Origin of the sequence: Amycolatopsis sp. ATCC 39116, from assembly GCF_000231075.2 — a bacterium.
Lineage (GTDB): Bacteria > Actinomycetota > Actinomycetes > Mycobacteriales > Pseudonocardiaceae > Amycolatopsis_E > Amycolatopsis_E tucumanensis.
Genome location: NZ_AFWY03000044.1, coordinates 21554 through 41305 on the forward strand (window position 1 = coordinate 21554; position 19752 = coordinate 41305).

The following is a 19752-nucleotide window of genomic DNA, read 5'->3' on the forward strand; positions in this document are numbered from 1 at the left end:
GTATCCTGAATTCGTGGAGACGGCAGACGCGCCCGCGGTCCGGATGACGCGCAAGGAGCGCCAGGAGGAGACCCGCCGACGGCTGATCGCGTCGGCGATCAGGCTGTTCGCGCGGGCCGGGGTGTCCGCGACCTCGCTCAACGCGGTCGCCGAGCACGCCGGGTTCAGCAGGGGAGCCGTGCACGGCAACTACTCCGGCAAGGACGAGCTGGTCGCGGCGGTCGCCGAGACGGTCGCGGGAGAGCTCGCCCCGCAGCTCGGGCAGATCCTGACGGGGCCCGGGTCGAGCCGCGAACGGCTGGCCGCGTACATCCGCGCCTTCCTGGAGTACTGCGCCCAGCACCCGGACTCGGCCGGCGCCTTGATCGCCGTGGTCGAGTACCTCAGCCGGGAGGATCGGCGGCACTACGGCGATCGGGTGGCCGCGTCGCTGGGTGATCTGATCGAGCTGTTCGAGGACGGTCAGCGCCGCGGCGAGATGCGCGCCTTCGACACCACCACGATGGCGTTCGCGCTGCGCACCGTGCTGGACAACACGGCCGCCCACCTCCTCGGGGGCGACGCGGACATCGAGGCGCTGACGGCGGAGATCGTGGCGCTGTTCGACGCGGCGACCCGGAAGGAGCGGGGATGAGCCGCACGTATCGGGTCACGGTCCGGGGCCGGTTCGAGAACCTCACCGCCCCGCAACGGGAGCGGCTGCTCGACGAGCAGGAGGCCCACGACGTCTTCGCTTCCCGCTTCACCCCTGAAGGGACGTTCCTCTACACGCCGCAGCTCATCGGCTACCAGTTCCGCTACCTGCTCCACGTCGAGGAGGACAGCCCCGAGGACGCCGACCTCGCCGCCCAGCTGGAAGCCCAGGAGCTGGCCGAGGCCGGGATGCGCGCACGGGGCCTGCAGGGCCGGATCGTCGAAATCAGCCTGACCTGTCTCGACGACGTGAAGATCCGCAAGAGCCGACGATGACGAACAGAAAGCGAGTTGCCCGATGCCGCAGTACTTCCTCACCATTCCGCACGAGTCGGCCGAGGAGCCGACGATGGAGTCGATGCAGGAGTTCGATCCGGCCGAGCTGGAGGCCGTGATGGCCGCCGTCGACAAGTTCAACAGCGACTTGAAGGAGGCCGGCGCGTTCGTCACCGCGGGCGGCCTGCAGCCACCGTCGACCGCGATCACGGTCGACGCCAGCGGCGAGGAGCCCAAGCGCACACGCGGGCCGTTCGTGGAGGCCGCCGAGTACGTCGGCGGGTTCTGGATCATCGACGCCCCGGACGAGGAGAAAGCGCTGACGTGGGCCGAGCAGGTCTCCGCCGCCCTGAGCTCACGAATCGAGGTCCGCGCCCTACAGGAAACCCCGGAGTAGAGCGCCCTCCCAGCCATCCAAAGTGGAGAGAGTCACACAACTCTCGCCACACAACCGAAAGGGCCACCCGCGACACGGGTGGCCCTTTTTACTGTTGACCAGACCAACTGCCCGGTCGCCCGACCAACGCAACCACGGCGGGGGTTAGTGGCCTTACTCGAACACGGAACGACAGCGATGGGGGTCCGGGGATCGCCCCGGGCGGGGTCTGGGGGCTGCGCCCCCAGAAGAAAATACGAGGATCGAAAACAGCGAAGGCGCATCCCGCCGAGCAGGATGCGCCTTCGATCGAGTGGAGCTGAGGGGAATCGAACCCCTGACCTTCTCGATGCGAACGAGACGCGCTACCAACTGCGCTACAGCCCCTTACTGGACTTCCCGAAGGAAGCTCCAGAAGCATAGCAAGTGCCCGGAGGCGGTCGGCGAGGGGGTCTACTCTCCGACCGCGCGCCGGAACGGGAGCTGGTCCGGGTCGTCCAGGTCGTGGAACGCTGGGTCTTCGTCCTCGAGGTCGACGACCACCGCGCGGCCGCGGAGGCGCGACGCGGGCGAGGGGCGGCGCTCGACGCCGGGCACCTCGCGCGGCGGCTCGACGACGTCGAACTCCTCGGCGGGGCGTTCGCGGCGGGCGGGGCGCGCCGCGGGTCGGGAGCCGAGCCGGGCCATGCGGCGCTGGCGGATCTCGGCCTCGATGCGCACCTGCCGGCGCAGGTAGGCGAGGTAGCCCACCAGGACGAGGTCGACCGCGCCGTGCAGCCACCACAGCGACGAGGTCAGGAACCCGGCTCCGGCGGCCGTGACGACCGCGAGCAGGAACAGGCAGAGGACGACCCGCTGGCGGAACGCGTACTTGGCGCGCGCGGCGATCTCCGCGGCCTCCGGGTCGAACCCACCGCGGCCGGGGCGGTAGCGGCGGTCGGACACCGGCTCGTACCGGCGCGCCGGCTCCTCTTCGTACTCTTCGACGTCGTCGTAGTCGACGCGGTCGTCGGCCTCAGCGACCTGCTGGGTGGTTTCGGACATCGCGAACTCCTCCTCCACGTCGTCTGCGCCGCCGCCACTGCGGACCACGCGGGCGGCCAGTTCGGCGTCGGCCGTCTGCGTGACCGCCTGGCGCTTGCGGGCGACCATGGGCACGAGCACGACGAGCCAGGCCGCGGCCAAGGCGACGATGATCAGCGAGCTGGGCAATCCCCTCTCACCTCCCCCGTTCACTGCTACATGTCGTCACGCTAGTCACAGGAGTAACAGATGGGACGGAGCCACGCCGCTCGGAAGCAGAAAAAGGGTCACGCCATCCGGTGAAAAACTCGCCGTTAGGTAACGGACCCGGTCACAGGTATTCGGCGCGTCCGGCGGCGACCAGGCGCGCCACCAGCCCCGGTCCGCTCTCCTCGACCGTCATCGCGTAGCAGTAGTGGTCCCGCCAGTCGCCGGCCACGTCCAGGTACCGCTTGAACAGGCCTTCCTGCCGGAACCCGGCCTTGGTCAGCACTTTGATGCTCGCGGTGTTCTCCGGCCGCACGGTCGCCTCGATGCGGTGCAGGCCGGCGGAGCTGAACGCGTGGTCCACGACGAGCGCGACGGCCGCCGTGGCGACCCCGCCCTTCACCACGGAGGAGGACACCCAGTAGCCGACCCACGCCGAGCGGAGTGAGGCCCGGATCACGTTACCGACAGTGATCTGACCGGCGAACTCACCGTCCAGGGTGATCGTGTACGGCAGGCATTGACCACGCCGGGCGAGCGACCGCAGCGCCGTCCACTGCGCGGGCCACGACCAGTAGCTGTTCCGGTCGCGCCACGGCCCCGGCCCGGTCGGCTCCCACGGCTCGAGGTGCTCCTGGTCGCGCAGCCGGATCCGGCTCCAGTCGCCCGCGTCGCGCAGGCGGATCGGCCGCACCGCGACGTCACCGGCCGCCACCCGGATCGGGCCCAGCCGGGCCGGCCACCCTGGGTGGCGGGACTCCAGGTCATACGCTGCTGGCTGCACCGGACAGTTCTAACCCCGCTGCGCCAGGAAGGTCACCTTGACCTGCTCGCCCGCGGGCACCTCGGTGAGGTCCTCGTCCACATTGACCAGGCAGTTCGCCTCGGCCAGCGACGCGAGCAGGTGCGCGCCGGACGTGCCCAGCGGCTGCACCAGGTACTCGCCGGTGCTCTCATCGCGCAGCAGCTGCCCGCGCAGATAACCGCGCCGGCCCTTGGTCGAGGACACCGGCGACAGCAGCCGCGCGCTCACCGTGCGGCGGTGCGGGTTGCGGGTGCCGCGGGCGGCGCGGATCAGCGGCCGGATCAGCACCTCGAACACGACCAGCGCGCTCATCGGGTTCGCCGGGATCAGGAAGGTCGGCACGGAGTCCGGGCCGAGCCGCCCGAACCCCTGGGCGGACCCCGGGTGCATGCCGACGCGGGTCATGTCGATCTCGCCGAGGTCGGACAGGGCCGCCTGGACCTCGTCGCCCGCGGTGCCGCCCGCGCCGCCCGCGACCACGACGACCTCGGACATCAGCAGCCTGCCCTCGACGACCTCACGCAACCGTTTCGGGTCGCTCGGCACGATCCCGACTCGGCTGACCTCGGCGCCCGCGTCGCGCGCGGCGGCCGCCAGCGCGTAGGAGTTGACGTCGTAGACCTGGCCGGTCGTCGGGGTGCGGTCGATGTCGACCAGCTCGTCGCCCACCGACACGATCGACACCCGCGGCCGCGGGTAGACCAGCACCTTCGAGCGGCCGACCGCCGCGAGCAGGCCCACCTGCGCCGCGCCGATCGTGTCGCCCTGGCGAACGGCCACGTCGCCGATCTGCACGTCCTCGCCGGTCCGCCGAACGTAGGCCGCGGACGGCACCGAGCGGTGGATCGTCACCTTGGCGGGGTGGCCGTCGGTGAAGGCGGTCGGCACGACGGCGTCGGCGAGGGTCGGCAGCGGCGCCCCGGTGGCGACCCGGACGGCCTGCCCGGGCTGCAGCCGCCGGGGCTGCCGTGAGCCGGCCGGGATCTCCCCCACCACCGGGAGCTGGACGGGCTCCTCGCCGTCGGCGCGCACGTCCACGCTGCGCACCGCGTAACCGTCGACGGCGGCCTGGTCGAAGCCGGGCAGCGCGTGCTCGGCCACGACCTCCTCGGCGCAGAGCAGGCCCTGCGCTTCGGAGATCGCGACGCGGACGGGTCGCGGGCGCACCGCGGCCTGCAGGACGCGGGCGATCTGCTCGTCGACCGAGCGGAGGTCCTGCTCGGCCTGGTCGGGCTCCGGGGTGGGGTCGGTCATCAGCGATCGGTCCCGAGTCGTTCGGTCAGCCAGTTGCGCAGCTCGGGCCCGTAGTCCGGGTCGTCGAGGGCGAAGTCGACGGCGGCCTTGAGGAAGCCGCCCGGGTTGCCGAGGTCGTGCCGCCCGCCCCGGTGGACCACGATGTGCACGGGGTGGCCCTCCTCGATCAGCAGCGCGACGGCATCGGTGAGCTGCAGTTCACCACCCGCGCCCGGCTCGATGCGACGCAGGGCGTCGAAGATCGCCCGGTCGAGGAGGTAGCGGCCGGCCGCGGCGTAGGTGGACGGCGCTTCCTCCGGCGAGGGCTTCTCGACCATGCCGTGCACCCGCTTGACGTCGGCGTCGCCGGTGTCCGTGACGTCGAACACGCCGTAGGGCGAGATCTGCTCCTTCGGGATGTCGAACGCGCACAGCACGCTGCCGCCGTGCTTGGCGCGCACCTCGGACATCTTCGAGAGCACGCCGGCAGGCAGCACCAGGTCGTCGGGCAGCAGCACCGCGACGGCCTCGTCCTCGTCGGTCAGGTTCGGCTCGGCCTGGGCCACCGCGTGCCCGAGGCCGAGGGCCTCCTCCTGGATCGCGACCTCGACGTCGATCAGCTCCGGCCCGCGGCGGACCTTCTCCAGCAGCGCGGACTTGCCCTTGCGCTCGAGGTTGGCCTCCAGCTCGGGCGACGGCCGGAAGTAGCTGACCACGGACTCCTTGCCCGGCGAGGTGACGATCACCAGGCGTTTCGCCCCGGCCTGTGCGGCTTCGCTCGCGACGATCTCGATTCCCGGGGTGTCCACCACCGGGAGCAGCTCCTTGGGTACCGCTTTCGTCGTCGGCAGGAACCGGGTGCCCAGGCCCGCGGCCGGGACGATTGCGGTTCGGAACGAGTGGTTGTCGAAGGCGCCCGTCATAGGCGCCAAGCCTAACCTGCGTACATGGGTGCGCAGCGCAATGACGAGGTGACGAAGGCCGAGTGGCGCGCGAAGCTGTCGGCCGCCCGCGCGGCCGTCTCCGTGCAGCAACGGGTCGCCGAGGCCGCCGCGCTGGTCCGCGCGGTGTCCGCGATGTCACTCCCGGACACCGTGTGCTGCTACGTCCCGTTCGGCTCCGAGCCGGGCTCGATCGGCCTGCTCGACGTGCTGCGCGAGCGCGGCGCGCGGGTGCTGCTCCCGGCGATTCCCGCCGAGCCCGGGCCGCTGGACTGGGCCGAGTACACGGGCACCGGGAGCCTGCGCGCGGGACGGCTGCGGCGCATCCTCGAGCCGACCGGTCGGCTCCTCGGCCCGGACGCGCTGGCCGGCGCCGGGCTGGTCCTGCTGCCCGCTCTGGCCGTCGACCACCGCGGCGTGCGGCTCGGGCGGGGCGCCGGGTTCTACGACCGGTCCCTCGCGCACGCCGCGCCCGGCGCCGACCTGGTGGCCGTCGTCCGGGACGCTGAGCTGGTCGAACAGCTGCCCGCGGAGGACCACGACGTGCTCATGACCGGGGCGCTCACCCCCGGCCGCGGGCACGTCCGGCTGCCACTGTGACCAACCCTTGTTTGCGCTGGGGGAATGGTCTCCAGCACAATTGCGTTAGCACTCTTGCGGATCGAGTGCCAATGCGCGAAGGAGCACCTGTGCCCACGTACCAGTACGCCTGCAAGGAGTGCGGCCACCGTTTCGAGGCCGTGCAGTCGTTCTCCGAAGCCAGCCTGACCGAGTGCCCGGAGTGCACCGGCCCGCTGCGCAAGCTCTACGGAGCGGTCGGCGTGATCTTCAAGGGCTCCGGCTTCTACCGGACCGACTCGCGCTCGTCGTCTTCGTCCTCGTCGTCGAAGTCGTCCACCTCCTCCTCGTCCAGCTCGTCGAGCTCTTCCAGCGAGAGCAAGAGCAGCTCCGCCTCTTCGTCATCCTCGTCGAGCGGTACGACGACAACCGCGGCCGCGGCTTCCTGACGGCCGAGTTATCCACAAGTACCCAGTTATCCACAGCTGCCAGATCCGCGTCTTTTCCGCCGGGTGTCAGCACCCCTAGCGTCGATCTCGTCGACGGCACTCCGCCGTCGCGCTCGACGACTGGGGGTGCTTCGCCATGCGCTTCGATCCGCGTGCCCGTTGGAACCGGCTCCGGCCCCGCTTCGGCGGCCGCCGATGGCACCGGCTGCGCAAGCTGGTCGCCGCCGGCCTGCTGATCACCGCGGCCGTGCTGGCCGCGCGCCCGGACGCGGCCCAGCCGCGGGCCGCGCCGCCGCCACCCTCCGCACCCGTCCCCTTCACGGGTGATCTTGCCCTTGCCGCGGTCCCGGTCCGCCTCGCGGACACCGGTGTGGCCGAGCTGCTGACCCCCGGCATGCGGGTCGACGTGGTCACCTTCGACGAGTCCGTGGCGGGCAGGAAAGTGCTGGCCAGCATGGCAAGTGTGCTGTCGGTGCGGCCGCCACCCGCCGCGGCCGGACGTCTCGCGAGCGCGCGGGACGGGCCGCTCGTCGTCCTCTCGTTGCCCGAGGAGACGGCCAGGGAGGTGGCCGCGATGTCACTCCGGAACCCGGTAGCCGTTACCCTCCGTTAGCCGTTTCCGGACGAGAGGAGTGCACATGCTGAAGGGCTTCAAAGACTTCCTGATGCGCGGCAACGTCATCGAGCTGGCGGTCGCGGTCGTCATCGGGACGGCGTTCACCGCGATCGTCACGGCCTTCACCAACGGGCTGATCAAGCCGCTGATCAACGCGATCGGCGGTTCGGACGCCGCGAAGGGCCTGGGGTTCAACGTCCTGCGCGACAACGACTCCACGTTCCTCGACTTCGGAGGCGTGATCAACGCGGCGATCAACTTCGTGATCGTGGCCGCGGTGGTCTACTTCCTGCTGGTCCTGCCGATGAAGAAGATCCAGGAGCGCCGCAAGCGCGGCCAGGAGGAGGGCCCATCCGAGCCGACGGACGTCGAGCTGCTGACGGAGATCCGCGACCTGCTGCGCCAGCAGAGCGGCTCCAACGGACAGGTCAGCAGCCGCGCCGAAAGCCGCGACTGAGGCTCGCTCATGCTCCGGGGCTCCGGTCCCGGAGCAGGCAGTGAGCCGAAGCCCGCCGAGCCGGCGTCGGGCACGTGCAGCCCGTCGCCGCGAGCCCGACCCGCTGGCCAGGCTCCAGGCCCAACCGGATGCGCGCACACCCGACGCAAGCGCAGGCACGAGCCGACACCCAGGTGGCCCTTGGGGCAACAGCACACGGCCCCACAAGGCACCTACCGGCGCCTCAGTACGGCACCGACGGCATCCTGGTCCCACCCGGTAGCCGGTCAAGGCCGCACGGCGTCGGCAACCAGCTGCCGCCGCCCGCTGGGCTGACCACCGCCCCTTGGAGAACCCTCTCCCCGGCCTAACCGCCGTGGTGGGGCGGCCGGTTCTCGCGGTACCAGGCGTCCTCGTCGCGGGCCGGGCGTTCCGGCTCGCGCTCGTCGGACGTTGTTTCCGGGAGGACCTCCCCGAAGATCTCGTCCAGCTTGCGCCGGTCGCGGGGAGGCTTGCGCTCCCGGTCCTCCCCGGGCATCAGGACTCGTCGAGCCCGGAGAGCTGGTCGATCACGTACGGCACGAGCGAGGACAACGTCGCCATGCCGTCGCGCACCGCGGCGCGGGAGCCGGCGAGGTTGACCACCAGCGTGCTGCCGGAGACGCCGACCAGGCCACGCGAGATGCCCGCGTCGACCGCGCCGGCGGCGAGCCCGGAGGAGCGCAGGGCCTCGCCGATGCCGGGGATGGGCCGGTCGAGCACGCCGATCGTGGCGTCGGGGGTGACGTCGCGCGGCGACACCCCCGTGCCGCCGACGGTGATGACGAGGTCCACACCACCGATGACGGCGGTGTTGAGCGCGTTGCGGATCGCCACGGTGTCGGCGTGCACCAGCACCACGCCGTCCACGATGAAGCCGGCTTCCTCCAGCAGCTCCTGAACCAGGGGGCCCGAGGTGTCCTCATGCTCGCCGTGCGCCGCGCGGTCGTCCACGATCACCACGAGCGCGCGGCCCAGCCGCTGTGCACTGCGTTCCATGAGCACACGGTATCCGGTTGTTACCGACCTTCGACGAGCACGTCGCCACTACTGAGAGGTAGGCCGGGCACGCACGACCGCGCCGTCCCGCCCGAACGCCTCCGACGCAGCCGCGACCCTCGCCGACCTGCCTCCGCGGCCGGATCACGGGAGGCCTTCCACACCAAGCCGCCGTCCGAAGTAGACAATTTCCCGCGACTGGTCGCCGCAGTCCCCCGCACCGCGGCGCCGGCCCGGCCAAGCTCTGCGCCCCATCCCGCGACAAGCGCAAAGAGAAACCGCGCGCGACCGGAAAACATCCAGTCGCACGCGGCTTGGATACCGGCTCAACCCCGTGAGAGCCGGTCAAGTGGTCTCGGCCGCCCCGAGCGGCCGAGCGCCTGTTCATTCCCTCCGACCGCCCCGAGCGGCCGAAACCCATCAACCCCGGCCGCCCGAGCAGCCGATCCCAAAAGCCCCACCACGCGCACCGTCCGAGCCGGCCACCTCGGGTTGGCCACCACCCCGGCCCGCCCAACCTCCGGCCACTTGGCCGGCCGAGCCCTCGTCCGCCCGCTCGCGCGGGAGCGGCCAACTCCTCAGCCCAGCCACCCGAGTCGCCGAGCGCCCCTCAAGCAGCCGGCAGCACTCAGTTCGTCGGCACCGGTTGGCCGCCCAGGGTGACCTGCACCGTGCGGCCATCGCTCAGCGTGAAGGTCACCTTGTCGCCCGGGGCGCGGGTTCGCACGGCCGCGATGAGGCCGTCCGCGTCGTTGATGACCAGGTCTTCGACCTTCGTCACGACGTCGCCCTGCTTCAGGCCCGCCTGCTCGGCCGGGCTGCCGGACTGCACGCCGGCGATCTGCGCGCCACCCTGCTGCGCGTCGCTGACGTTCGCCCCGATGAACGTCTGCGTCGCCTTGCCGGTGTCGATGATCTCCTGCGCCGTGCGCCGCGCCTGGTTGATCGGGATCGCGAAACCGATGCCGGCGTTCGTGGCCTCCGTCTGGCCCATTCCGCTCGACTGCGGGCTGTAGATGGCCGAGTTGATGCCGATCACCTGGCCCGACAGGTTCGCCAGCGGACCACCCGAGTTGCCCGGGTTGATCGCCGCGTCGGTTTGGATCGCGCTCATCACCGTCGTCTGGTCGCCCTCGCTGCCACCGGCCCGCACCGGGCGGTGCAGCGCGCTCACGATGCCCGACGTGACCGTCCCGGCCAGCTCGAACGGCGACCCGATCGCCACCACCGACTGGCCCACGTTCAGGTCGTCGGAGTTGCCGAGCGCCACCGGCGTCAGGTTCTTCACCCCGTCGACCTTCACGACCGCGATGTCGGTCGTCGGGTCGCGGCCGACGATCGACGCGGCCGCCTTGGTGCCGTCCTGGAACACCGCCTGGATCGACCCGCCCTCCGCGGCGACCTCGACGACGTGGTTGTTGGTCAGGATGTAGCCGTCCGTGGACAACACGAACCCGGAGCCCTCACCCTGCCCGCTCCGGCCGGACACCTGCAGCTCCACCACGCTCGGCGACAGCTTCTGCGCCACCGCCTCGACCGAACCCTCCGGCGCGGTCGCCGTCTGCTGCGCCGGCACCGGCTGGTCGAGCGCGTTGTACGACGCGCCGCTCCCGCTGTTCTGCGCGGTCAGGTACCCCCCGGCGGCACCCGCTCCGCCACCGACGATCAACGCCAGCACGGCGACCCCGGCAACGAGCTTGCCCGGGCCACGGCGCTGCTGCGGCACGGCCGGCGCGGGCATCGTCGCGGTCGCGTACGGCGACTGCTGCTGCGCGCCCGGCGGCGTCCACGGGTACCCGCCGGCGGACTGCCCTGCCTGCTGCGGCCCGGTCCCCTGCCCGGCCGGCTGCTGCCCCGTCTGCGCGTACGCGCTCTGCTCGTGCCCCCCGGCCTGCCCCGGCTGGGCGGCGTGCGACTGCTGCTGCGCGGCTCCCTGCGCCGACCACGGACTCGGCTGCTGCTGCGGCCCCGAGCCGAGCGGCGTTCCGCGCGGTGGCGTCTTCGCGTCCTCCGGCGACTGCTGCGCGCCGGGCTCCCGCTGGGCACCGCCGTCGTGCGGTGCGCTGGGGTCGTTCTCGGTCATGTCCCTACCATGCGTGTCGGTCCTGAGAGCGGGCTGAGCCCAGCCTGAGGGTCACGCATGAGTATGCCGCCGGACTCAGCCCACCGCGCGGAGACGTTCCGCGATCTGCTCCGGCGTGGCGTCGTTGATCCACACCGCCTCGCCCGACTCGGACCCGGCCAGGTACTTCAGCTTGTCCGGCGCGCGCAGGATCGAGAACAGTTCGAGGTGCAGCCAGCCCAGCTCGCGGTCGATCCGGACGGGCGCCTGGTGCCAGCCGGCGATGTAGGGCAGCGGCCGGTTGTACAGCCCGTCGCAGCGGCGCAGCACGTCGAGGTAGACCTCGGCGAAGTCGTCCCGCTCGGCGGCGGTCAGCGCCGGGATGTCGGGCACCTGGCGGTGCGGCACGACCTGCACGTGCACCGGCCACCGCGCCGCGGGCGGGACGAACGCGGTCCAGTACTGCCCCTCCGCGATCACGCGCGTCCCGGCCTTGCGCTCGGCGGCCAGCACGTCGCCGAGCACCGGGCGGCCGTGCTCCTCCTGGTATGCGCGGGCCACGTCGAGCATGCGACGCGTCTTCGGCGTGACGAACGGGTAGCCGTAGATCTGGCCGTGCGGGTGGTGCAGCGTCACGCCGATCTCCTCGCCCCGGTTCTCGAACGGGAAGACCTGCTCCAGCCCGTCGATCTCGGACAGCGCGGCCGTCCGGTCCGCCCAGGCGTCGACGACCGTGCGCACGCGGGACGGGCTCAGCCCCGCGAAGGATCCGTTGTGGTCACTGGTGAAGCAGACGACCTCGCAGCGTCCCTTGCCCGGCGCGGTCCGCACGAGACCCAGACCGTCCAGTGTGGACGACTCGCCGGTGGTGCCCTCCTCGAAGGAGGGGAAGCGGTTCTCGAACACGACGACGTCGTAGTCGGGCTCGGGGATCTCACTCGGCTTGCCCGGCTTGGTCGGGCACAGCGGGCACAGGTCGGCGGGCGGCTTGTAGGTGCGGGTCTGCCGGTGCGCGGCCATCGCGACCCACTCGCCGGTCAGCGGGTCGAGGCGGATCTCCGAGCTGGCGGCCACCGCGGGCAGGTCGCGCGTGTCCTCCGCCGTGCGGGGCGGCGTGTTCTCGCCCTCGTCGAAGTAGATGATCTCCCTGCCGTCGGCAAGGTGGCGAAGGGTCCGCCTCACTCTTCCTCCGTGTCGTCGTTGACGGGTGCGACCTCGAGGTCACCCACATGCTCTGCCAAGACGGTGCGCGCCGCCTCGCCAAGGCCGTCGTCGGTCACCACGACGTGCGCCTCGTCCAGCTCGGCGATGGTGGAGATGCCGACGACGCCCCACTTGGACGAGTCGGCGAGCACGACCAGCCGCCGCCCGGACTCGACCAGCGCGCGGTCGGTCTCGCTCTCGGTCAGGTTCGGCGTGGTGAAGCCCGCCCCCTCGGCCATCCCGTGCACGCCGAGGAACACCTGGTCGAGGTGCAGGCGGCGCAGGCTGTGCACGGCGACGGGGCCGACCAGCGCGTCGGACGGCGTGCGGACGCCGCCGGTGAGCACGACCGTGCGGTCCGGCGCGGACGACGCGCGCAGCACATCGGCGACCTGGATCGAGTTGGTGACGATCGTCAGCCCCGGCACGCCGTCCAGCGCGCGGGCGAGCGTCCACGTGGTGGTGCCCGCGGACAGGCCGATCGCGGTGCCCGGCTGGACCAGCTCGGCCGCGCGGCTCGCGATGGCCTCCTTCTGCGCCCGCTGCCGCACCGACTTGGCCTCGAACCCGGGCTCCTCGGTGCTGGGGCCGAGGACGGCGGTCGCGCCGCCGTACACCTTCTCCACCAGACCGCGGCCGGCGAGCACGTCCAGGTCGCGGCGGATGGTCATGTCGGACACGCCGAGCCTGCCGACCAGGTCGCTCACGCGCACCGCGCCGTTCCGCCGCGCCTCTTCGAGGATCATCGCCTGCCGCTGACGCGCCAGCACCATCGCTCCTATCGCCCACCAACTACACAAAATCCTACACGAATCAACACGCGCAGGACGTTGTGGTTCAGCCGGGCATCCCGGGCAGGCGCAGGCTCAGCAGAGCGCCGCCCTCCGGGGCGCGACCGGCGTACGCGGCGCCGCCGTGGCGTTCGGCGGCCTGTTTGACGATCGCCAGCCCGAGGCCGGAGCCGGGCAGGGTGCGTGCCTCGGACGAGCGGTAGAAGCGGTCGAACACGCGCGGCAGGTCCTCGTCCGCGATGCCCGGCCCGGAGTCGGCCACCTCGATGACCGCGGTGCCGTCGCCGAGCGGGTACATCCGCACGCCGACGCGCGAGTGCGGCGGCGAGAACTTGACCGCGTTGTCCAGGAGATTCAGCACCGCGCGTTCGAGGGCGCCGGCGTCGCCGATGACGTGCCACGGCTGGAGCGCGACATCGAACTCGATCTCCCCGGCGCGGCGGCGGGCGCGGTCGAGCGCGCGTTCCACGACCTCGACCATCTCGACGCGTTCGAACGCGGTGCGCGGCTCGTCCTGGCGGGCCAGCTCGACGAGGTCTCCGATGAGCTGGGTCAGCTCGTCCAGCTGCGCCTTGATGTCGGTCTCGATCTCCGCACGGTCCTTCTCCGACAGCGTCGGCGCCCCGGAGCGGCTGGCGGACAGCAGGAGCTCCAGGTTGGTGCGCAAGGAGGTCAGCGGCGTGCGCAGCTCGTGCCCTGCGTCGGCGACGAGCTGCCGCTGCCGGTCCTGCGACTCGGCGACGGCGCCGAGCATCGTGTTGAAGCTGTGCGTCAGCCGGGCCAGCTCGTCGTCGCCGCTGATCGGGATCGGGCGCAGGTCGCCGGTCCGGGCGATGTGCTCGGTCGCCGACGTCAGCCGTTCCACCGGCCGCAGCCCGGTGCGGGCCACGGCCGTGCCGGCGAGCGCGGCGACCACGATCCCGCCGCCGCCGATAAGCGCGAGGACAACCGCCAGCTCACGCAGGGTCTGTTTGGTCGCGTCGAGTGGTTGTGACAGGACGAGCGCCACGCCCGGCTGGTAGCGGTAGGGCACGGCGAGCACGCGCGAGTCGGTGTTCTGGTCGGTGCGGATCGACGACGGCTTCTGGCCGCTGGCAACCTCGCGCTCGTCCAGCCCGATCGGCGGCCGCATCGACGGCTCCGACTCGAACGCGGACGAGCCGTCGGCGACGATCAGGTCGAACCGCACGTCGACCAGCCGCGTGATGTAGGTGGGGATGCGCAGGCCACCGGTCTGCACGACCTGCGGGTCGTTGATCACGCTGTTCGCCTGCTGGATCAGCTCGTCGTCGACCTGCTGGTACAGGTTGTTGTAGACCGTGATGTAGGCGCCGAGCGAGACCAGCGCCAGCACCCCCGCCACGCACGCCGCGGCCAGCAGCGTGACGCGTGCCCGCAGCGACACCCTCCGGGGGGCGGGGCCGCCTCCGTTGTCGACGCGGATCACGGGCACCGGTTCGGTCACGACATGGCTCACGGCGGGGTTTCCCGGAGGACGTACCCGACGCCGCGGACGGTGTGGATCAGGCGCGGCTCGCCACCGGCCTCGGTTTTGCGGCGCAGGTAGCCGACGTAGACCTCCAGCGCGTTGCCCGAGGTCGGGAAGTCGTAGCCCCACACCTCCTCGAGGATGCGGCCGCGAGTCAGCACGTGCTTCGGGTACGACATGAACAGTTCGAGCAGCGCGAACTCGGTGCGGGTGAGGCTGATGTCGCGCTCGCCGCGGCGGACCTCGCGGGTGCCCGGGTCGAGGGTCAGGTCGGCGAAGGTGAGTTTCTCGGCGTCCGGCGGCGTCTGGGCCTCGCGGGAGGCGCGGCGCAGGAGCGCGCGGAGGCGGGCGAGGAGCTCCTCCAGCGCGAAGGGCTTCGGGAGGTAGTCGTCGGCGCCCGCGTCCAGGCCGGAGACGCGGTCGGAGACCGTGTCGCGGGCGGTGAGCACGAGGATCGGCAGGTCGTCGCCGGTGCTGCGCAGGCGGCGGGCCACCTCCAGCCCGTCGAGTCTGGGCATCATGACGTCGAGGATCATGGCGTCCGGCCGGTCGGCGATGACGCGCTCCAGCGCTTGGGCGCCATCGCCGGCGAGCTCCACCTGGTAGCCGTTGAACTCCAGCGACCGGCGGAGCGACTCCCGGACGGCCCGATCGTCGTCGACAACGAGAATGCGCATGTAGACAGTGTTGCGGACGGTGCTGAGACCCGCCTAAGAAGTCACTGGTCCAGCAGCCCGCCGCGGTAGGCGAGCAGGGCGGCCTGGACGCGGTTCGCGGCGCCGATCTTGGACAGGACCGCGGAGACGTAGCCCTTGACGGTGGCCTCGGACAGGTGGAGTTTGCCGCCGATCTCGGCGTTGGACAGGCCCTGACCGATGAGGCCGACCACTTCGCGCTCGCGGTCGGAAAGTGAGGCGAGCAGCTTGCGCGCGGGCTGCGCGGCGCGTTGCCCTTCGCGGTGGGCGCGCACCATCCGCGCCGCGACGCCCGGGTCGAGGACGGCGCCGCCGCGGGCGAGGTCGCGGACCGCGCGCAGCAGGGCGGCGGGCTCGATGTCCTTGAGCAGGAACCCGTTCGCGCCGAGCCGGAGGGCCAGGCTGACGTACTCGTCCATGTCGAAGGTGGTCAGCATCGCGGCGGCGGGCGGGCTGGGCAGTTCGAGGATCGCGCGGAGGGCGCGGATGCCGTCGTCGGGGGCGCGCATCTTGATGTCGAGCAGGACGACGTCCGGGTGCAGCCGACGGGCGGTTTCCACTGCCGAGCGCCCGTCGTTCGCCTCACCGACCACCTCGATGTCCGGCGCGCCCGCCATCATGCCGCGCAGGCTGGAGCGCACGAGATCCTCGTCGTCGGCGAACATGAGCTTGATCAACCTAAGCCCTCCGAACGGTCGGTGGAGCGGGGTTTCCGCGTCCCGGTCACGGAAGGTTACCCACTGGTAGCGCCGGCGTCGATACGCTGATCACCCGGGGCGGTTGCGCCTTTCGTCGGTTGATCGGTGGCCGCACCGCCGGTGTTCGTGGCCGCTCGGCTGGGCGAGGCCGAGGTCACGCTCAAAGCCTGCGGCCGGACCCGCTAGTCTGGGGCAGCCAGCCCTCGTAGCTCAGGGGATAGAGCACCGCTCTCCTAAAGCGGGTGTCGCAGGTTCGAATCCTGCCGGGGGCACTTCAGCGACCGGAGGACGTCGATGCCCGGGATGGGGGAGTCACGAGCCGCCCGGCTTGCGCTCCGGGGCTTCGGGTGGGTCTTCTTCGGGATCAGCGTGGCCACCTACCTCCTCGGCGTGGTCGACCTCCTCATCAGCGAAGCCGACGAGGCGTGCTCGCAGCAACTGGTGTACGACGGGGCCGCCTTCCGGGAGATGCGGACCAGCCTCTTGCCCCTTGAAAACACGTGCGTGTTCGAAGACGGCACGACCTACGACGCCCTGCCGTCGTGGATCAATCCGGTGTTCTTCGCCGGAATGGCGGGCGCAGTGGTGTGCGCGGGGACGGCGATCTGGCGTACCCGTTCGGCCGGATGCCGGTCATAGCGCGGTTCTCCCGGACGAAACCGGACATCGTCACTCTTTCAGCCCTACGGCGCGCCTGGAAGCTGCGCTTAAACTCCAACTCACACTGGGGATCTTGGGGGATCAACGTGAACGATTCCGTCATTGTCGTGCGCGCTTACCGCAGATCGGTCTGATCCACATGGCCGATGAGATGGTGCGCATGGCCCAGCGATTCATCAACTCCTACGACGTGGCCGGAATCCCGAAATTGGAGGAGGACGGCAAGACCAGCTGGTCCATCATGTACGCGCTGACCCGAGCGTTGCAGTACGAACTCGGGATCACGGCGTTGTCGGACTCCTTCGGCCCGACCACACTGGCCACCCTGCAGCAGAAGTTCCCCGTCATCGACAGTGGGAACACCCATGGCAACATCAATCGGATCGTCGCATACGGCCTGTACTGCAAGGGGTACCCCGGCGGGGACCTCAAAGGCGTCTACGACAGCGAGGTCGCGGAATCAGTGGCGCGACTGAAACGCGATATGGGTGTCGACGGAGCCTATCCGGGGACGGGGCTCACGCCGAAGGTCTTCAAGGGGCTGTTGACCATGGATCCCTACGTCGTCGTGAACAACGGCCGGGACCAGATTCGCACGGTCCAGCAATGGCTGAACGGCAACTTCATCAGTCGTCGCGACTTCTTCGTCATCCCCTGCGACGGTCATTTCTCCCGCGACGTGCAAAAAGCGCTGCTCTTGGCGATCCAGTTCCAGATCGGCATGAGCGACGACGTCGCGAACGGCCGGTTCGGCCCCGGTACCAAAGCAGGCATCCGCAGCAACGAGGTCGCCGTCGGTTCGTCCGGCCGTTGGGTGCAGCTGTTCACCGCCGCGATGATCTTCAACCAGCGGGACGGCGTGACCTTCAGCAGCTCGTTCACCAGCGACCTCGCGGCACAGGTCCGGGAGTTCCAGCGGTTCGTCGCGCTGCCCGAAACCAGCCGCGGTGACTACCAGACCTGGGCATCGCTCCTGGTCTCCTGCGGCGACGAGACCCGCAAGGGGAGCGCGTGCGACACGGTGACCGAAGTGACGCTCGACCGCGCCCTGGCCCTCAGGAACGCCGGTTACACGGTGGTGGGCCGCTACCTGTGCAACGTCCCGGGGTCCTCCCTCAACAAGATGATCCAGCCCTTCGAGCTGGAGACCATCACCACGGCCGGGTTGCGGGTCTTCCCCATCTACCAGACCTACGGCGGCGAAGCCGGCTACTTCCGCACCGGCCAGGGCATGGGGGACGCGTTCGCGGCCATCAGCTGGGCCCGGTACCACGGGTTCGAGCCCGGCACCCGCATCTACTTCGCGGTCGACTTCGACGCGCTGGACTACCAGGTCACCGAGAACGTGATCCCGCACTTCCAGGGGATCAAGACGGTGATGGACGAGCACGGGCCGGAGTACTCGGTCGGCATCTACGGGCCTCGCAACGTGTGCAGTCGCGTGCGCGCTGCCGGACTGAGCACAGCCAGCTTCGTCTCCGACATGTCCACCGGGTTCTCCGGCAACCTCGGCTATCCGATGCCGAGCGACTGGGCCTTCGACCAGATCGCGACCGTGACGGTCGGTTCGGGCACCGGTGCGGTGGAGATCGACAACAACATCTCCAACGGGCGGGACATCGGCCAGAACACCTTCTCCCCCAGCTTCTACTTCGGTCTCGACGTCGGTTTCGACATGGCGTGGCGGGATGCGATGTTGCGCGACGTCCAGGCGTACCTGGAATCCATCAACGTGCCGGAGTCGGGCGGGCCGGGCGGTGAAGCTCTCACCCTGCGCACGACCACACAGGCCTACGACGCGACGCTCCAGGTCGACGGGCTGATCACCGCGCTGGCTCGGACCCTGCGGATGCGCAAGGCCCTGATCCAGTGCCCGCTCCTGTGGGAAATCCGGAAGTTCAACGCCGCAGACCCGCCCGCGGACGACGCCGTCAGGCTCGGGCTGAAGGACGACAGCAGCACCGGCCTCGCGCAAATCTTCGCCAGGACCGCGATCAGGGCCCGCAACCACTGCATCCGCCAGGGCATCATCGGCGGCACGATCATGGACGCCGAAAATGAGGACCAACGGATGTCCGTGTGGCACAAGCTGAACGAGGACAACAACTACAACATCAGCACCGTGCCGCTCGTCCTGATCGAGGGTGCCGCGGACATCGGACTGCCGCGGCCCGCGGTCGACTACACCGAGGAACAGACCCGCAGAACGCTGGCGCGGTACAACGGCACGAACTCCGACGCCGAGAACTACGGCTACCAGCTGCTCGGGCTCTACCGGGTCTTCGAGAAGTACCACAAGCCACTGCGGGAGGGGACGGCGTGACCACGGAGGACCGTTTCGCCCGCCGAACGATGCTGCGCGCCGGCGTCGTCATCGCAGTGTCGTCCGCGCTGGCACCGGTGTTCAGCGGTGCGGCACAGGCCCGGCAACCCGAACCCGTCGATCCCGACCTCGCCGCGGAGAAGCTCGCAGCGGTGAGCACCGGCACGGTCAGCACCAACGGCTGGCCAGTCGAGAAGGGCGCCGACATCGGCGGTGCGATCTGGACTCGCTCGATCGCGGGCACCGGGCTGGCAGTCGCGTTGTGCATCGGCGATGTGCAGGCCGTGCTCGGGCACGTGGTCCGGCGCTACCACTACGAGGTCGACACCCTGCAGCCCGGCGAAGTCATCGGGTACCGGGTGCCCGACACCTCTGCACCGTCCCCCGAGGACAACCACTCGTCCGGCACGGCGGTCGACATCCGGCCCGGCTGGTGCCCGGCGGGCAGCCGGGGGAACCTGTTCCCCGCTCAGATTGCCGCCATACGCGCGATCCTGGACGACTGCCGTGGGGTCGTGTCGTGGGGCGGGGACCGAGCCGTCCCCGACGAAGCGCACTTCGACATCACCGTCGCACCCGGCGACGCCCGGCTCGCCGAGCTGGCCGGGGTGCTGCGGCGGTGGAAGTACTGACACTCCAGTCCACTCCACCAGCCAGTAAAGGACTGCCATGCGCACACTGCGGTCGAGACGCCTGTTCACCCGTATCGCCACGGTTCTCGCGGCCACGGCTGCCGCGTTCACCGGCGTGGTCGTCGGCACTGCCAACGCGGAGCCCCTGTGGGGCGGGGACTACGCGCGGGTCGGATTGGCCTACGAGGGCCGGTATCCGGCGAACACCCCGTGCTCGGGGGCGTTCCGGGTGGTCGACACCGACTCCTTCACCTGGTACGGCCGGGTCGGCACGTTGAAGCTGTACTACCACGGGAGCTGCGGCGCCTATGCCCGCGCAGACAACATCGAGTCGTACTGCTACGTCCGGCTCAACCGGCTGGAACCCGGTGAGACCGGTCGGTACCACGGCTGGGTGACCGAAACGACGGACGGCCTCAACTACGCCTACACACAGATGGCGAACAACCTCAACGGGCGGCTCGCGAGGGGGTCGGTGATCTGCTCCGGCATGGAAGTCGCCGACGTCGGTTGGTACTGAGTCGGCGTAGCGGAGAGCTCGGCTCGTG

At 70.6% G+C, this 19752-nt stretch carries 23 protein-coding genes and 2 tRNA genes; 12 read left to right on the plus strand and 13 right to left on the minus strand.

Annotated elements, in window-relative coordinates; all coding sequences use genetic code 11:
• Positions 1–13: 13 nt before the first annotated feature.
• Genes AMY39116_RS44875 through AMY39116_RS0331540 form a run of 3 tightly spaced genes read left to right on the plus strand, consistent with a single transcriptional unit; the run spans position 14 to position 1366 of the window.
• A complete protein-coding gene (locus AMY39116_RS44875) occupies positions 14–634 on the plus strand; it encodes a TetR/AcrR family transcriptional regulator (protein WP_162146058.1) in 621 nt (206 codons plus the stop codon).
• Positions 631–969 carry a DUF6204 family protein gene (locus tag AMY39116_RS0331535; RefSeq protein WP_020421599.1) on the plus strand — a complete coding sequence of 113 codons (339 nt, stop codon included), beginning with the start codon at positions 631–633 and terminating at the stop codon, positions 967–969. Before AMY39116_RS44875 ends, AMY39116_RS0331535 begins: the two co-directional genes overlap by 4 nt.
• A 22-nt stretch (positions 970–991) precedes the next feature.
• Positions 992–1366, plus strand: a complete 375-nt coding sequence (locus tag AMY39116_RS0331540) for a YciI family protein (RefSeq protein WP_020421600.1) — start codon at positions 992–994, stop codon at positions 1364–1366.
• Between the two features lie 293 nt (positions 1367–1659).
• Here the strand turns inward: AMY39116_RS0331540 and AMY39116_RS0331545 are convergent.
• From AMY39116_RS0331545 to AMY39116_RS0331565, 5 genes are all read right to left on the minus strand, one after another.
• Positions 1660–1732: transfer RNA gene (locus tag AMY39116_RS0331545), tRNA-Ala, on the minus strand.
• A 66-nt stretch (positions 1733–1798) separates the two neighbouring features.
• Complete coding sequence (glpR, locus tag AMY39116_RS0331550) at positions 1799–2557, minus strand: gephyrin-like molybdotransferase receptor GlpR (protein WP_020421601.1); 759 nt, start codon at positions 2555–2557, stop codon at positions 1799–1801.
• Between the two features lie 142 nt (positions 2558–2699).
• Complete coding sequence (locus tag AMY39116_RS0331555; RefSeq protein WP_027936383.1) at positions 2700–3359, minus strand: GNAT family N-acetyltransferase; 660 nt, start codon at positions 3357–3359, stop codon at positions 2700–2702.
• Between the two features lie 9 nt (positions 3360–3368).
• The gene (gene glp, locus AMY39116_RS0331560; RefSeq protein WP_017984982.1) at positions 3369–4634 is read right to left on the minus strand and encodes a gephyrin-like molybdotransferase Glp; all 1266 of its coding nucleotides are present in this window, start codon (positions 4632–4634) and stop codon (positions 3369–3371) included.
• Positions 4634–5536: a UTP--glucose-1-phosphate uridylyltransferase gene (locus AMY39116_RS0331565; RefSeq protein WP_020421603.1), complete on the minus strand. Its 903-nt coding sequence runs from the start codon at positions 5534–5536 to the stop codon at positions 4634–4636. Before AMY39116_RS0331565 ends, glp begins: the two co-directional genes overlap by 1 nt.
• Before the next feature lie 24 nt (positions 5537–5560).
• Here AMY39116_RS0331565 and AMY39116_RS0331570 point away from each other — a divergent pair, with 24 nt between their 5' ends.
• From AMY39116_RS0331570 to mscL, 4 genes are all read left to right on the plus strand, one after another.
• On the plus strand, positions 5561–6154 hold the full coding sequence (locus tag AMY39116_RS0331570; RefSeq protein WP_027936384.1) for a 5-formyltetrahydrofolate cyclo-ligase: 594 nt from the start codon (positions 5561–5563) through the stop codon (positions 6152–6154).
• Between the two features lie 89 nt (positions 6155–6243).
• Positions 6244–6561: an FmdB family zinc ribbon protein gene (locus AMY39116_RS45750; RefSeq protein ID WP_027936385.1), complete on the plus strand. Its 318-nt coding sequence runs from the start codon at positions 6244–6246 to the stop codon at positions 6559–6561.
• Positions 6562–6697: 136 nt separating this feature from the next.
• The gene (locus AMY39116_RS0331580) at positions 6698–7174 is read left to right on the plus strand and encodes a hypothetical protein (protein ID WP_020421606.1); all 477 of its coding nucleotides are present in this window, start codon (positions 6698–6700) and stop codon (positions 7172–7174) included.
• 25 nt (positions 7175–7199) lie between these two features.
• A complete protein-coding gene (mscL, locus tag AMY39116_RS0331585; RefSeq protein WP_020421607.1) occupies positions 7200–7634 on the plus strand; it encodes a large-conductance mechanosensitive channel protein MscL in 435 nt (144 codons plus the stop codon).
• A 346-nt stretch (positions 7635–7980) separates the two neighbouring features.
• On the opposite strand, the gene AMY39116_RS46870 is transcribed toward mscL, so the two are convergent.
• The 8 genes from AMY39116_RS46870 to AMY39116_RS0331625 form a co-directional block, all read right to left on the minus strand.
• The gene (locus AMY39116_RS46870; protein ID WP_020421608.1) at positions 7981–8151 is read right to left on the minus strand and encodes a hypothetical protein; all 171 of its coding nucleotides are present in this window, start codon (positions 8149–8151) and stop codon (positions 7981–7983) included.
• A complete protein-coding gene (locus AMY39116_RS0331595) occupies positions 8151–8651 on the minus strand; it encodes a molybdenum cofactor biosynthesis protein B (protein WP_017984989.1) in 501 nt (166 codons plus the stop codon). The genes AMY39116_RS46870 and AMY39116_RS0331595 overlap by 1 nt, the downstream gene beginning before the upstream one ends.
• A gap of 628 nt (positions 8652–9279) precedes the next feature.
• Positions 9280–10734 (minus strand): trypsin-like peptidase domain-containing protein, encoded by a 1455-nt coding sequence (locus tag AMY39116_RS0331600; protein WP_020421609.1) that lies wholly within the window; start codon positions 10732–10734, stop codon positions 9280–9282.
• Positions 10735–10809: 75 nt separating this feature from the next.
• Entirely contained in the window at positions 10810–11895 is a 1086-nt protein-coding gene (gene galT, locus AMY39116_RS0331605) for a galactose-1-phosphate uridylyltransferase (RefSeq protein ID WP_020421610.1), read from the minus strand.
• Entirely contained in the window at positions 11892–12689 is a 798-nt protein-coding gene (locus tag AMY39116_RS0331610) for a DeoR/GlpR family DNA-binding transcription regulator (RefSeq protein ID WP_020421611.1), read from the minus strand. Before AMY39116_RS0331610 ends, galT begins: the two co-directional genes overlap by 4 nt.
• Positions 12690–12753: 64 nt before the next feature.
• Positions 12754–14172, minus strand: coding sequence for an ATP-binding protein (locus tag AMY39116_RS0331615; RefSeq protein ID WP_020421612.1), 1419 nt, complete (start codon positions 14170–14172; stop codon positions 12754–12756).
• Between the two features lie 8 nt (positions 14173–14180).
• Complete coding sequence (locus AMY39116_RS0331620) at positions 14181–14873, minus strand: response regulator transcription factor (RefSeq protein ID WP_020421613.1); 693 nt, start codon at positions 14871–14873, stop codon at positions 14181–14183.
• Positions 14874–14914: 41 nt separating this feature from the next.
• Positions 14915–15568: a response regulator transcription factor gene (locus AMY39116_RS0331625; protein ID WP_017984995.1), complete on the minus strand. Its 654-nt coding sequence runs from the start codon at positions 15566–15568 to the stop codon at positions 14915–14917.
• Positions 15569–15788: 220 nt separating this feature from the next.
• On the opposite strand from AMY39116_RS0331625, the gene AMY39116_RS0331630 reads away from it, so the two are divergent.
• From AMY39116_RS0331630 to AMY39116_RS0331650, 5 genes are all read left to right on the plus strand, one after another.
• Positions 15789–15861 (plus strand) — tRNA-Arg (locus tag AMY39116_RS0331630).
• Positions 15862–15958: 97 nt separating this feature from the next.
• The gene (locus AMY39116_RS0331635; RefSeq protein WP_157358763.1) at positions 15959–16228 is read left to right on the plus strand and encodes a hypothetical protein; all 270 of its coding nucleotides are present in this window, start codon (positions 15959–15961) and stop codon (positions 16226–16228) included.
• Positions 16229–16322: 94 nt separating this feature from the next.
• Positions 16323–18572 carry a glycoside hydrolase domain-containing protein gene (locus AMY39116_RS0331640; protein ID WP_157358764.1) on the plus strand — a complete coding sequence of 750 codons (2250 nt, stop codon included), beginning with the start codon at positions 16323–16325 and terminating at the stop codon, positions 18570–18572.
• The gene (locus AMY39116_RS0331645) at positions 18569–19204 is read left to right on the plus strand and encodes a hypothetical protein (RefSeq protein ID WP_020421616.1); all 636 of its coding nucleotides are present in this window, start codon (positions 18569–18571) and stop codon (positions 19202–19204) included. The genes AMY39116_RS0331640 and AMY39116_RS0331645 overlap by 4 nt, the downstream gene beginning before the upstream one ends.
• 37 nt (positions 19205–19241) lie before the next feature.
• Positions 19242–19724: a hypothetical protein gene (locus tag AMY39116_RS0331650; RefSeq protein WP_020421617.1), complete on the plus strand. Its 483-nt coding sequence runs from the start codon at positions 19242–19244 to the stop codon at positions 19722–19724.
• The last annotated feature ends 28 nt before the right edge of the window (positions 19725–19752 follow it).

Bases quoted from the DNA above. Each gene is read 5' to 3' on its own strand.
- AMY39116_RS0331620 (WP_020421613.1), bottom strand. From the start codon at position 14,873: ATGCGCATTCTCGTTGTCGACGACGATCGGGCCGTCCGGGAGTCGCTC.
- mscL (WP_020421607.1), top strand. From the start codon at position 7,200: ATGCTGAAGGGCTTCAAAGACTTCCTGATGCGCGGCAACGTCATCGAG.
- AMY39116_RS0331535 (WP_020421599.1), top strand. From the start codon at position 631: ATGAGCCGCACGTATCGGGTCACGGTCCGGGGCCGGTTCGAGAACCTC.
- AMY39116_RS0331565 (WP_020421603.1), bottom strand. From the start codon at position 5,536: ATGACGGGCGCCTTCGACAACCACTCGTTCCGAACCGCAATCGTCCCG.
- AMY39116_RS0331650 (WP_020421617.1), top strand. From the start codon at position 19,242: ATGCGCACACTGCGGTCGAGACGCCTGTTCACCCGTATCGCCACGGTT.
- AMY39116_RS0331580 (WP_020421606.1), top strand. From the start codon at position 6,698: ATGCGCTTCGATCCGCGTGCCCGTTGGAACCGGCTCCGGCCCCGCTTC.
- AMY39116_RS0331540 (WP_020421600.1), top strand. From the start codon at position 992: ATGCCGCAGTACTTCCTCACCATTCCGCACGAGTCGGCCGAGGAGCCG.
- AMY39116_RS0331595 (WP_017984989.1), bottom strand. From the start codon at position 8,651: ATGGAACGCAGTGCACAGCGGCTGGGCCGCGCGCTCGTGGTGATCGTG.
- AMY39116_RS0331610 (WP_020421611.1), bottom strand. From the start codon at position 12,689: ATGGTGCTGGCGCGTCAGCGGCAGGCGATGATCCTCGAAGAGGCGCGG.
- glp (WP_017984982.1), bottom strand. From the start codon at position 4,634: ATGACCGACCCCACCCCGGAGCCCGACCAGGCCGAGCAGGACCTCCGC.
- AMY39116_RS46870 (WP_020421608.1), bottom strand. From the start codon at position 8,151: ATGCCCGGGGAGGACCGGGAGCGCAAGCCTCCCCGCGACCGGCGCAAG.
- AMY39116_RS0331570 (WP_027936384.1), top strand. From the start codon at position 5,561: ATGGGTGCGCAGCGCAATGACGAGGTGACGAAGGCCGAGTGGCGCGCG.
- AMY39116_RS0331600 (WP_020421609.1), bottom strand. From the start codon at position 10,734: ATGACCGAGAACGACCCCAGCGCACCGCACGACGGCGGTGCCCAGCGG.